This is a genomic window from Tepidiforma thermophila, assembly GCF_002563855.1.
Classification (GTDB): Bacteria; Chloroflexota; Dehalococcoidia; order Tepidiformales; family Tepidiformaceae; genus Tepidiforma; species Tepidiforma thermophila.
Map to the genome: position 1 here is coordinate 493,657 of NZ_PDJQ01000001.1, position 12,186 is coordinate 505,842.

The window sequence follows — 12,186 nt, forward strand, 5'->3', positions numbered from 1 at the left end:
CCGCGAGGCCGCGGCGGCGCACCGGGAGCTCCCGGCGGCGGTGTAGCGTGGCCGGGAAGGGGCGCGCGGCCGCGGACTGGCTCGAGCGGACGCTCGCCGGGCCCGCGCTCGTGCAGGCGCTGGCCGCCGCGGCCCGGCTCGGCATCTTCGACCTGGTGCGCGACCAGCCCCGCTCGGCGCTGCTCCTCGCCAGCACGGCGGGCGTGCACCCCGAGGGGCTGGCCCGGCTGCTCCGGGCGCTGGCCGCCGCGGGGGTGCTCGCCCCTACAGGGGACGGCCGCTTCGGCCCCACGCCGGTCTCCGACCTGCTCTGCCGGGACGCGCGCGGGCCGCACCGGGAGCGGCTGCTCGCGCTGGCGAACCTGGAGTGGGAGGGCTGGGCCGGCCTCCTGCAGGCCGTGGAGACCGGCCGCCCCGCCCGCGCGCTGCCCGGCCCGGGCGAGGAGCTCCCCCCGGCGGCGGCCGCCGACGCGCTCCGGCGGGCGCCGGGCAGCGCAGCGCCGGCCATCGTCTTCGGCAGCGAGGGGGCCCGGGCGTGGCTCGCCGCTGCCATCCCCGCCGCCACGGGGGCGGCCGGGCCGCCCGCCTGCGCCGCCGGGAGCGGGCTCTCTGCCCGGGACGATGCCGGCGTCCTCGCCGAGCTGGCGGCCGTCCACGCCGCACTCCCGCCGGGCGGGCGGGTGCTCCTGGTCGAACCGGTGCTGTCCGCGGACCCGGCCGCCGGCCTCGACCTCGCGCTGCGCGACCTGCGCCGGCTCGCGCTCGGGGCCGGACGCTACCGCACGGCGGAGGAGTGGCAGCGGCTGCTGGAGCGGGCCGGGCTCCGCTTCGAGGGGATGCAGCCGGTGCGCGGGGCCGGGGGCTGGGCCGTGCTCACGGCGAGCCGGGGGCTCGTGTAGCACGAAGACGCCCTGCGTTCCGGCCGTCCACCCCGCGGTCACCGGTCGGTCACCGGCCGGGGGCGTCACCCCGGGAGCGGCCCGTGCCATAGGACCGGCAAGGAGGACACGACTCCCTGCCGGGGCACCCCGGGAGAGAGGCTGGACCGCATGAACTTCACACGGCGCACACTGCTCGGCCTGTGCCTCGCCGCAGGCCTCGCGGCAGCCGCCGCCTGCACCGATGCCGTGCCCGGGGGCAGCGGCGCCGGGCCCGCTGCCGCCCCCGGGCCGCTCCTCTTCGGCATCGGCATCCACATCGAGCCGATGGGCACCACGGCCCAGGGCTTCTCCACCGGCGGCCCATCCGGCACCGGCGCCGCCATCGACTACAACCGGCCGGACGCCTTCGCCCGCGCGGCCGCGGACATCGAGGCCGTCGCGGCGATCGTGGAGCACCACGGCGGCACGTTGACCGTCCAAACGCAATCGCCGTTCACGACGACGGCGATCGCAACCGGGTCGACCGTGCTCGCCGACCTCGAGGAGCGCGGCCACGAAGTGGGCCTCCACTTCCACGAGGACGCGCATCTCGGCAAGGATTCCTCCAGCGTGCCGGTCGAGACCTGGTGCGCCGTGATGGCGGAGGAGATCGGCTACATCCGGCAGGCCGGCGTCGAGCGGGTGGAATACTGGAGCGGCGGCAATCTCTTTCCCGGGGTGTTCGAGGCCGCCGCCTGCGCCGGCCTCTCGGTGAACAGCGACTGGAAAAACCCGCGGACGCAGACGACCCCGGCGGAGATCGCCGGCACGGTCCCCTGGCGGCCGGCGGGCGGCACCGATGGCAGCGATTTCTCGGCCTTCCTGGCGCACGACCCCGACGGGCCGGTCGTCTTCCTCCCCGAGGGCAGCTACGACCGCACCGATTACGCCTCCGGCCGGCGGACGAGCAGCGACGAGGAGTACTTCGCCTACCTCGCTGAGCGGCTCCGGGCTTCGGTGGAGAGCGCCGTGCCGGGGACCGTGAACGTCTTCCACTTCACTATCCACCCCGGCGAGTTCCGCGGGGCGCCCGGCACGAGCGAACCGTTCGCGCTGATCGACCGGTTCCTGGCGGAGGTGGTCGACCCGCTCGTCGCCGAAGGGAAGGTGCAGTGGGCGACCTACAGCGAGATGGCCGCGGCCTACGAAGTGTGGGAGGAGGCCCACCCGGGCCAGGACGCCCGCACCACCGCCCCGGCCGCGACCGCCACCGCCGCGACGGCCGCTGCTCCGACAGCAGCCGCCCCGGCAGGGCAGCCGACCCGCCCCGCCCCGGGCGGCCAGGCGCCCGGCCAGCAGCTGCCCGGCACGGTGCGGCCCAACCTCGCCTACCCCACCGAGGGCGGCACGCAGCCGTTCGACCTCTACCTGCCCGAGCGCCAGAACGGCGCGCTCATCGTCTACGTGCACGGCGGCGGCTGGACCTCGGGGACACGGCGGCCCGGCCAGCTGACCGACCTCTTCGCGGAGCTGCTCCGGCGGGGGTACACGATCGCCGCGATTGACTACCGGCTCGCGCCGCAGTACCCCTTCCCTGCCCAGTCGGTCGACGTGGCGAACGCGGTGGCGTACCTGAAGGCGCACGCGGCCGAGTACGGCATCGACCCGGCCCGGGTCGGGCTGATCGGCGGGAGTGCGGGCGGCCACCTGGTGGCGCTCCACGGCACGACCGGCGGGCAGGGGTTCGTCACCATCGGCGGCGATGCGGGCGTGGCCGCAGTCGTGGACCTCTACGGCCCGGCCGACCTCTCGGACGAGTTCCCGGGCGCGAGCGCGGCTATCCTGCAGACGGTGTTCGGCGCCTCCAGCCGCTCCGACCCCGTGGTCCGGGCGGCGAGCCCCATCACCCATGTCTCGGCGGGCGACCCGCCGTTTCTCCTGGTCCACGGCGAGGAGGACCCCCTGGTGCCGATTCAGCAGAGCGAGGAGTTCGCAGCCGCGCTCCAGGCGGCGGGAGTCGAGGCGACGCTTGTGCGGGTGGCAAACGCCGGGCACGGGTTCGTGCCGGAGGGCGGGCAGCCGAGCCCCTCGGGGGCGGAGCTGACCCGGATCATGGCCGACTTCTTCGACGCCCACCTCCGCTGAGGGGCGGCTCAGGCGCGCCAGAGGGCGTCGATCGGCAGCGCGCAGAGCCGGTCGCCGGCGGGCAGCGGCTCGGGCGCGGGCGAGAGGACGGCGCCGGCCGCGAACCGGGGGCCGAGCTCGTCGCGGAGGGCGGCGAGGGCGCGGAAGTCGCGGCGCGACGGCCGGGCGGCAGCCTTCACTTCGAGGGCGGCGACCCGGCCGTCCGGCGCTTCGAGGACGAGGTCGATTTCGAGGCCGCCGTAGGTGCGCAGGTAGGCAACGGAGGGGCCGGTGGCGCTCCAGGCCGCCTGCTTCCGCACCTCGCCGACGACGAACGCTTCGAGCAGCTGGCCGGCGGCCTCGGGCACGAGCGGGACGCGGGCGGCGGCCGCCTCGGCGAGGGCGGCGGTCAGGCCGGAATCGGCGAGGTAGAACTTCGGGCTCTTCGTGAGCCGCGCCGAGAAGTTCGTGGACCAGGCCGGGAGCGGCGCGAGCAGGTAGAGCGTCTCGAGGTGGCGGAGGTAGCGGGAGACGGTCGAGACAGGGAGCTGGAGGTCCTGGGCGAGGCCGGCCGCGTTGGCGACGCTGCCGACCCTGCCGGCGAGCAGGCGGAGGAGCGCCGGGAGCGCGTGGACGTGCTCGATCGCGCTGAGGTCGCGCAGGTCGCGGCGGATGATGGTATCGAGGTAGGAGGCGAACCAGCGGCGGCGGCGCGCGGGCGAGGGCCGGCCGACGACCTCCGGGTAGCCGCCGACCTCGGCGCGGCGGAGGTACTCCTCGCGGGAGAGGGCGGAGGGCGGGAGGGCGCCGGGGAGCTCGCCGGCGAAGAGGGCATCGATGAACCGTTCGCGGGTGCCTTCGAGCTCGCCCTGGCTGAGCGTCTGGAGTTCGAGGATTTCGACGCGGCCGGCGAGGGAATCGGCGACCTTCGGGAGGGCGAGGAAGTTGGCCGAGCCGGTGAGGAGGAAGCGGCCGGGGCGGTTGTCGGCATCGACCGCCTGCTTGATGGCGAGGAGGAGCTCGGGCAGGCGCTGGGCCTCGTCGATGACGAGCGGCTGGAGGTCGGCCTGGCGGACGAAACCGGCCGGGTCGGCGCGGGCGAGGTCGAGGGTGAGCGGGTCATCGAGGGAGAGGTAGCGGCGGCCGGTCGCCTCGGCGAAGGCCCGGGCGAGGGTGGATTTGCCGCACTGGCGGGGGCCGGCGAGGTAGACGACGCGCGTATCGCTGAGGGCTTCGCGCAGGAGGGGCTCGATGTTCCGCCGGTACATGGCGGAAATCTTACCACGGCGTGACCGATTTTCGCGCACAGGACGGCCGCGCCGCGCCCGCAGCGGGGCCGCAGGGGGCGAACCGCGGTCAGAGAATTCGCGAAAATTCACCACAGCGTGGCGGAAATTCCGTCACTCAGCGGGCAGCTGCAAGCCCGCCGTCCTCCGCCATCCGCTCCAGCAGGTAGCGCACCACCCGTCCCGTCCGGTCCATCCCCGCGCTGCAGTGCACCAGCACCGGCTTCGGCAGCTCAAGGAACGCCCGCCAGGCCGCTTCGTACTGCTCCGGGGTGTACGGATGGGTGAGCTGGTCCAGCGTCGGCAGGTGGAACACCTCGAAGCCGCTCCGCCGGTAGCGCTCCAGCAGCCCCTCCGGCGCAGCCTTCCGGTAGAGCCAGAGCTGGTCGTTCCCGATGAGGCACATAATCGACCGGATCCCGAACCGCCGCGCCTCCGCTATCCAGCGGTCGACCGCCTCGTCGTGGACGGTCAGCTCCGGCCCGGGGGCATAGCCCGGCCGCGGGCTCGTCGCAAGCAGCCCTTCGATCACCCAGTTCGGCATCTTTCCAGTAGTCTACCCCGCAGCCCGGACACGGTCCGGGTCCGAACGTCCGCTGCGAGGAGCACCCCATGGCCGCCAGCTACACCCACCTCCAGGTCGACATCACCGACGGCATCGCGCTGGTCACCCTGGACCGGCCGGAGGTCTACAACGCCACGAACGACGTCCTCCACGGCGAGCTGACCCGCATCTGGCGCGACCTCGACGCCGACCCGGCCGTCCGCGTCATCGTCGTCACCGGCGCCGGCGACCGCGCCTTCTCCGCCGGGGGCGACCTCGGCGACATCGAAGCCCGGGCCGCCCTCCCCGCCGAGGAGCGGTTCGAAGCCGTCGTCCGGGTGATGAAGGAGGCCGAGGCGATCGTCTACGAGATGGTGAACTGCGAGAAGGTGATCATCTCGGCGATCAACGGCGTGGCCGTCGGCGCCGGGCTGGCCGTGGCGCTCATGGCCGATATCTCGATCATCGCCGAGGAGGCCCGCCTCACCGACGGACACGCCCGCCTCGGCGTGGCCGCCGGCGACCACGCGGCGATCATCTGGCCCCTCCTCTGCGGCATGGCGAAGGCGAAGTACTACCTCCTCACCTGCGACTTCATCGACGGGCGGGAGGCGGAGCGGATCGGGCTGGTGAGCCGCTGCGTCCCCCGGGCCGAGCTGATGCCCGAGGCGATGCGGATCGCCCGCCAGCTCGCCGATGGGCCGCAGCACGCGCTCCGCTTCACGAAGAAGGCGCTCAACCAGTGGCTCCGGCTAGGCGGGATTACGGCCTTCGACTACTCGCTCGCGCTCGAAATACTCGGCTTCTTCTCGGCGGCGCCGGCCGAGGGCGCCCGGGCCATCCAGGAGAAGCGGCCGCCGCGCTGGGGATAGCCGGCGCCGGGGGCGCTGTCGCAGCCGCAGGCGAGCCGGTAGGATGGCGCCACCGATCCCCCTCCTTCCCGGAGCTGCGTGTGCTGCCGATCAAACGCCTCGACCATATCTCCATGGCCGCCGCCGACTACCGCGCCCAGGCTGCGAAGCTGGAGCGGCTGCTCGGCTTCAAGTACCTCCACGACTGGGAGGCCGGCCCCGGCCAGGATTTCGAAGGGTGCGTCTCCCAGGTGCGGGGCACCGGCATCGAATTCGAGGTCATCGCCCCCGCCACGCCCGACTCCTTCGTCCAGAAGTTCCTCGACCAGAACGGCCCGGGCCTCCACCACATCACGATGGAGGTGGAGGACATCCACGCCGCCGCGGCCGAGCTGGAGCGGCTCGGGATCACCCCCTTCGGCGGGGTCCAGGACGACGGCTCGTGGTACGTGACCTACATCCACCCGCGCGACAGCGGCGGCATCCTCTGGCAGCTGTTCGTCGCCCACCGGCCGGCGCCGGAGGTCGACCGGAACGCCGGCGGCGGCACCGTCGACCTCCAGCGGATGGACCACGTCTCCATGGCCGTGCCCGACCTCGACCGGCAGGTCGCCTGGCAGGAGCGGGTCTTCGGCATGGAGGTGATCTCCCGCTGGGAGGACGGGCACCTGGGCTACCGCGGCGCCGAGCTGACGATCCCGGGCAGCCTGCTCAAGTTCGAAATCATCGCGCCCACCCGGCCCGACAGCTTCGTGCAGAAGTTCATCGAAAGCCGGCGGCCGGGCATGCATCACATCACCTGCGAGGTCGCCTCAGTCGACCGGGCGGTGGAGGCGCTGCGGGCCGAGGGGATCGAGCCCTGGGGCGGCATCATCGAGAACGACTGGAAGCGCCACACCTTCATCCACCCGCGCGATTCGGGCGGGGTGCTCATCCAGCTCTTCGAGGAGTAGGCAGGAGCGCCCGGTGAACCGCTAGCCCTCGCGCGGGAAGGGCACCGGCGGCACCGCGGGGGCGACGGCGATCGTCTCGCCCGGGGCGGCCAGCTCGCTGGAGGGGGCCGTCATCGCCAGCCGGATGCCCCCGACCTCCAGGTCGAGCCGGGTCACCGCCCCCTCGAAACGCGCGGCGGCGACGCGCGCCGGGGCGCCCCCTTCGCGGATGCGCAGCCACTCGGGCCGGATGAGGAGGTCGCAGGGGCCGCGGAACGGCCGCGCCAGCCGGACCTCGCCGAGGGCGCACGCGGCGAACGGGCCGTGGCCCTCGCCCGGCAGGAACTGGGCATCGCCGCCGTAGCCGGCGGCCGTCCTGGCCGCGGGCTCGAAGTAGAGGGCGCGGGGCGTCGCCACCTCGATGATGGTGCCGGCGTCCATGACCGCGATCCGGTCGGCGATCGCCATCGCATCGGCCCGGTCGTGGGTAACGAGCAGGGCCGTCATCCCCTCGGCGCGGAGGATGGCGGCGACTTCGTCGCGGACCTGCACGCGCAGGCCGGCATCGAGGTTCGAGAAGGGCTCATCGAGGAGGAGGACGCGGGGGCGCGGCGCGAGCGAGCGGAGGAGGGCGACCCGCTGCTGCTGGCCGCCCGAGAGCTGGTGCGGGTAGCGGCCGCCGAGCCCCTCGAGGTGGGCCATGCGGAGGAGCTCCTCGACCCGGCCGCGCTCCTCGCGCTTCAGGCCGTAGCCGATGTTCCCCGCGACGGTCAGGTTCGGGAAGAGGGCGTACTCCTGGAAGACGAGGCCGACGGAGCGCCGGTGGGCCGGGACGTGGTGCGCGGGGCTTTCGATGACCTGCCCCGCGAGGCGGATTTCGCCGGCAGCCACCCGTTCGAAGCCGGCGATAGCCCGGAGGAGCGTCGTCTTGCCGCTGCCGCTCCGCCCGAGGAGGGCGACGAGCTCGCCCGGCGCGAGGGCGAGGCTGGCCCCGCGGACGGCGCGGAACCGTCCGTAGCAGACATCGACGCCGGAAAGCGCGAGGGCCTCGGCAGCGGGCGCGGGTTCAGGATTCGAGGGTCGCAGGGTCGCCTCTCCAGGCCAGGACCACGAGGGGGATGAGCGCGAGCCCGACGAGCACGAGCGCGGGCAGCGCAGCACCAGCATACAGGGCATCGGAGGTTCGGCCCCAGGTGAGCCCCGGGAGCGTCTCGAACCCCGGCGGCGAAAGGAGCAGCGTGGCCGGCAGCTCCTTCAGGACCGTGAGGAAGACGAGCGCGGCAGCCGCGCCCATCCCCGGGCGGGCGAGCGGGATCGTGACGGTGGCGAGCACGACCAGCGGCCGCCGCCCGAGCGAGGTCCCGGCCTCCTCCAGGCGCGGCGGCAGGCGGAGGAGGTTCGCCCGCAGCGCCGAGAGCGCGTTCGGCACGAACAGCACCAGGTAGGCGAAGAGCAGCATCCAGGTCGTCTGGTAGAAGGCCTGGGCGTAGCGGATGCCGAAGAAGACGAGCGAGAGCGCCACCACCAGGCCGGGGAGGGCGTGGGTGAGGTAGGCGACCTGTTCGAGCAGGGAGGCGCCGGCGCCGCCGTAGCGCGCCGCGAGGATCGCGAGCGGCAGGGCGAGGGCGACCGTCAGCACGGCGGCAGCCAGCCCCATCGCCAGCGAGTGGCGGGCCGCCTCGCCGATGTCGGGGAAGTTCGCGCCGACCTGCAGGCCGCGGACGAGCCAGTAGCCGAGCACCCCGAGCGGAAGGGCGAGCGAGGCCAGGACGACGAGCGCGAGGAAGCCGATGGCGGGCCAGCGCCACCGCCCGAGCGGCACCGGCCGGGGCGGCGCCGTCCGCCGCGATGCCCGCCCGCCGGCGCGCCGCCGCACGGCCATCTCTGCCGCGAGGATGACGGCCGCAACGCCGACGAGGACGCAGGCAAGGACCGCCGCCCGGGTGCGGTCGAAGCTGGACTGGTACTCCAGGAAGATGTCGCGCGTGAAGGTGTTGTAGTTGAGCGTGGAGACGCCGCCGAAGTCGCTCAGCACATAGAGCACGACGAGGAGCAGGCCGGCCGCAATCGCCGGAGCAAGCCCGGGCAGGACGATGCGGAAGAAGGTGGGCCAGGGCGGCACGCCGAGCGAGCGCGACGCCTCCTCCTCGGCGACGCTGGCTGTGCCGAGCGCGCCCCGGAGGACGAGGTAGACGTAGGGGAAGCTGACGGCCGTGAGGGTGAAGGCGGCGCCCCAGAGCCCGTAAATCTCGGGCAGCCGCTCCACCCCGAGCGGTTCGAGCCACCCCTGCAGCATCCCCTTCGGCCCGAGGAATTCGACGACCGTCATCCCCATGACGTAGGAAGGGATGGCCAGCGGGGCGGCCATCAGCACCGACCAGGCCCGGCGGAAGGGGAGGTCGGTGCGGGTGGTGAGCCAGGCGGCGGGCAGGGCCACCAGGACGCAGGCCACGGCCACCACCAGCGCGAGCTGGAGCGAGCGGGCGAGCAGCGGCCAGGCGGCCTCGCGCAGCACCTCCTCCCAGGGGGCCCAGCCGCGCTCCGTGCTCCGCCGGAGCAGGTACCAGGCCGGCACCAGCGTGGCGGCAACGACGGCGAGCCCCGGCGGCCAGAGGGCCAGCGGGGCTCGCGACGCCGGGCGGCGGAACGGGAGGGCGGCCACCCGGTGGGGCTCCGGCTACTGCAGGGCGCCGACCTTGCGGAGGAGGGCCAGCGTCCCCTGCAGGTCATCGAGGTCGGAGAGGTCGATCGCCGGCGGCTTGAGCGACTCGAGCGCGGGCAGGCGCGGGTCGGCCTTCATGCCGGTCACCAGCGGATACTCGTAGGTCTGCTCCACGAAGTACTTCTGGCCGGCCTCGGAGAGGAGGTAGTCGATGAACGCCTGGGCGGCCGGCCTGTTCTTCGACGTCTTCAGCAGGCCGACGCCGGCCACGTTGACGAGGGTGCCCGGGTCGCCGGGGGCAGTGTAGTGGTTGCGCGCGGCAAAGCCTTCGCCCTGGTCCCTGATGAAGCCCCAGAGGTAGTAGTGGTTCACGAGGCCGAGCTTCACTTCGCCGGCGGCGACGGCCGAGACGATCGCCCTGTTGTCCTTATAGACCTTCACGTCGTTGGCGATCATGTCCTTCAGCCACTTTTCGGCGGCGGCTTCGCCTTCCAGCTTGCGCAGGGCCGTGACGAACGCCTGGAAGGAGCCGTTTGTCGGCGCCCAGCCGACCTGCCCCTTCCACTTCGGGTCGGTGAGCTGCTTTACCGAGGACGGCAGCTCGGAGGCCGGCACGGCGGAGGGGTTGTAGACGATGACGCGTGCCCGGCCGGAGACGCCCACCCAGCTGCCGTCCTTCGCGCGGTAGATCTCGGGGACCTTCGCGAGGGTGGCCTCGGGGAGCTTCTCGAAGAGGCCGGCCTTGGCAATCGCGCCGAGCGCCCCGGCGTCCTGCGGGAAGAAGATATCGGCCGGCGAGGCCGAGCCCTCTTCCGCGAGGAGGGTGGCGAGCTGGGCGGAATCGCCGTACTTCACGTTGACCTGGATGCCGGTTTCCTTCGTGAACTGCTCAAAGAGCGGCTTCACGAGCGATTCGCCGCGGCCCGAGTAGACGGTGATCGCGCCGGAGGGCTTCGGCGTGGGCGACGGCGACTGGGCGGCCGTGGCGGCGCCCCCGGGCGCGGTGGCCGCAGGGGTCGGCTCCTCGTCATCGTCGTCGCCGCCGCAGGCTGCAGCGACGAGCGGGACGATGGCGAGCGCCAGGAGGAAGATCAGACGCAGGTGCTTCATGGGGCAGTGCGATGCCTCACTAACAGAGTTGTCACACTCGTGAGATTAGGTGTGGCTAACTCATGTGTCAAACCGGTCCTGCATCCCACGATTCGGGGGCACAGCGCCCAATTGCGCAGGCGCCTACGCACTCGCCACCGCGGGCCGGCGAACCTATAATCACGGCGGATCCGCGAAACGGATCAGGCGGGTGAACACATGAAAGTCCAGGTCCTCCAGGAAAACCTCCAGCGCGGCCTCGCGATTGTCGGCAGGGCCGTGGCCACCCGGGCCACCATCCCGATCATTTCGAACGTGCTCCTCCAGACCGAGGATGGGAAGCTCCGGCTTGCTGCGACGGACCTCGACATCTCCATCGTCGCCTGGGTGGGGGCGAAGGTGGACGAGCCCGGCGCGACGACCGTCCCGGCCCGCCTGATCAGCGATTTCGTGGCGAACCTGCCCGCCGCCACCGTGTCGCTCGAGGCCCCGGCCAGCGGCCGCCAGCTGCGCATCGAGTGCGCCCGCAACGATTCGACCATCAATGCCATGGACCCGGCCGACTTCCCGCGCGTGCCGGAGATCCGCGACGGGGTGGCCGTGCGGTTCGACCCGAAGGCGCTCCGCCGGGCGATCGAGCGGGTGGAGTTCGCCGCCGCCACTGATGATTCGCGGCCGGTGCTCACCGGTGTTCACATGAAGAGCGACGGCCCGCGGCTGACGCTGGCAGCCGCCGACGGCTTCCGCCTGGCCGTGGCCGATATCCAGCTTGAGGAATCGCCCCCCGAGGCGATCGAGGTGATCGTCCCAGCGCGGGCGCTGCGCGAGCTCTCCCGGCTCATCGGCGATTCGACCCTGCCCGTGGAGATGCGGATCAACCCGCAGCGCTCGCAGGTGCTGTTCGAGTGGGACGACGTCCAGATGGTCTCGCAGCTCATCCAGGGGACGTTCCCGAACTACAACCAGCTCATCCCCGCGCAGTTCAACACGCGCGTCATCGTCGATGTGGACGAGTTCAAGCGGGAGGCCCGGATTGCGGCGATCTTCGCCCGCGACGGGAGCGGGATCATCCGGCTGATCATGACGCCGGGCGAGGGCGGCATGCCGGGCCAGCTGAGCATCAGCGCGCGGGCCGATGAAGTGGGCGGCAACGAAGGCAAGCTCGACGCGGTGGTGGAGGGCGATGCTTCGAAGATCGCCTTCAACAGCCGCTACCTGCAGGACGTGCTGAACGCGATGGGGAGCGGGCGGGTGGCGCTGGAGATGACGAGTCCCTCGGCCCAGGGCGTCTTCCGGCCCGTGGACGAGAACGGCACCCCGGAGCCGGGCTACGTCCACGTGGTGATGCCGATGTTCGTGCAGTGGTGAGGGCGGGGGGGGGGTTAGGGGGCGACCTCTTCGGGAGTCCCGCCGAGGTCGTCCAGCTCCTCCATCCGCGCGGCATTGCGGCGGATGGCGAAGAGCGTCGCCGGTTCGGCCAGGCCGGCCTCTTCGAGGATGTCTCCGCGCATTGCGGCGGACTGACCGATACGGTAGGCCGGGGGGCCGCTCCGCACACGGCGGCAGAGGCCAGGGTGGGATGCGGCGCCCACGAAAGGTGATGGACCCGCTGCGCCCCACCCGTAGGCGAGCTCGCCTTCCTACGGTCCTTGATTCTCAAACCACCGCCTATCAGCACCGACTGGCACCGTGCGCACCGTCCGGTCCCCTACTCAAGAACCTTCACCCGCCGATCGCGGCATACCGCCCAGCGGCAAGCACCTGCCACGACCCTAGGAAGCGCCCAATTCACAACCCGCCCTAATCCCTTTATAATCCGCGGCGCCACAAAAGCTACC

The 12,186-nt window shown here is 72.7% G+C and carries 11 protein-coding genes; 5 read left to right on the plus strand and 6 right to left on the minus strand.

Annotation, left to right across the window (positions count from 1 at the left end):
- Positions 1-47 precede the first annotated feature (47 nt).
- Both A9A59_RS02385 and A9A59_RS02390 read left to right on the plus strand, forming a co-directional pair.
- The gene (locus tag A9A59_RS02385) at positions 48-899 is read left to right on the plus strand and encodes a methyltransferase family protein (protein ID WP_106427045.1); all 852 of its coding nucleotides are present in this window, start codon (positions 48-50) and stop codon (positions 897-899) included.
- A 150-nt stretch (positions 900-1,049) separates the two neighbouring features.
- The gene (locus A9A59_RS02390; RefSeq protein WP_098502754.1) at positions 1,050-3,005 is read left to right on the plus strand and encodes an alpha/beta hydrolase; all 1,956 of its coding nucleotides are present in this window, start codon (positions 1,050-1,052) and stop codon (positions 3,003-3,005) included.
- A gap of 8 nt (positions 3,006-3,013) precedes the next feature.
- Here A9A59_RS02390 and A9A59_RS02395 read toward each other — a convergent pair whose 3' ends face one another.
- Together A9A59_RS02395 and A9A59_RS02400 are read right to left on the minus strand one after the other, a co-directional pair.
- A complete protein-coding gene (locus A9A59_RS02395; protein ID WP_098502755.1) occupies positions 3,014-4,252 on the minus strand; it encodes an ATP-binding protein in 1,239 nt (412 codons plus the stop codon).
- 136 nt (positions 4,253-4,388) lie between these two features.
- The gene (locus A9A59_RS02400; protein WP_098502756.1) at positions 4,389-4,814 is read right to left on the minus strand and encodes a protein-tyrosine phosphatase family protein; all 426 of its coding nucleotides are present in this window, start codon (positions 4,812-4,814) and stop codon (positions 4,389-4,391) included.
- Positions 4,815-4,882: 68 nt separating this feature from the next.
- On the opposite strand from A9A59_RS02400, the gene A9A59_RS02405 reads away from it, so the two are divergent.
- Both A9A59_RS02405 and A9A59_RS02410 read left to right on the plus strand, forming a co-directional pair.
- Positions 4,883-5,686, plus strand: a complete 804-nt coding sequence (locus tag A9A59_RS02405) for an enoyl-CoA hydratase/isomerase family protein (RefSeq protein ID WP_098502757.1) — start codon at positions 4,883-4,885, stop codon at positions 5,684-5,686.
- 80 nt (positions 5,687-5,766) lie between these two features.
- Positions 5,767-6,618, plus strand: coding sequence for a VOC family protein (locus A9A59_RS02410; RefSeq protein ID WP_133117479.1), 852 nt, complete (start codon positions 5,767-5,769; stop codon positions 6,616-6,618).
- 21 nt (positions 6,619-6,639) lie between these two features.
- On the opposite strand, the gene A9A59_RS02415 is transcribed toward A9A59_RS02410, so the two are convergent.
- Genes A9A59_RS02415 through A9A59_RS02425 form a run of 3 tightly spaced genes read right to left on the minus strand, consistent with a single transcriptional unit; the run spans position 6,640 to position 10,369 of the window.
- Positions 6,640-7,764 carry an ABC transporter ATP-binding protein gene (locus A9A59_RS02415; protein WP_098502759.1) on the minus strand — a complete coding sequence of 375 codons (1,125 nt, stop codon included), beginning with the start codon at positions 7,762-7,764 and terminating at the stop codon, positions 6,640-6,642.
- Entirely contained in the window at positions 7,664-9,259 is a 1,596-nt protein-coding gene (locus tag A9A59_RS02420; RefSeq protein WP_098502760.1) for an ABC transporter permease, read from the minus strand. Before A9A59_RS02420 ends, A9A59_RS02415 begins: the two co-directional genes overlap by 101 nt.
- A gap of 15 nt (positions 9,260-9,274) precedes the next feature.
- Entirely contained in the window at positions 9,275-10,369 is a 1,095-nt protein-coding gene (locus tag A9A59_RS02425) for an iron ABC transporter substrate-binding protein (protein WP_098502761.1), read from the minus strand.
- Between the two features lie 198 nt (positions 10,370-10,567).
- On the opposite strand from A9A59_RS02425, the gene dnaN reads away from it, so the two are divergent.
- Positions 10,568-11,716 (plus strand): DNA polymerase III subunit beta, encoded by a 1,149-nt coding sequence (gene dnaN, locus A9A59_RS02430; RefSeq protein WP_098502762.1) that lies wholly within the window; start codon positions 10,568-10,570, stop codon positions 11,714-11,716.
- Positions 11,717-11,730: 14 nt separating this feature from the next.
- Here the strand turns inward: dnaN and A9A59_RS14295 are convergent, their stop codons facing one another.
- Positions 11,731-11,859, minus strand: a complete 129-nt coding sequence (locus A9A59_RS14295) for a hypothetical protein (RefSeq protein WP_278286760.1) — start codon at positions 11,857-11,859, stop codon at positions 11,731-11,733.
- Positions 11,860-12,186 lie beyond the last annotated feature (327 nt).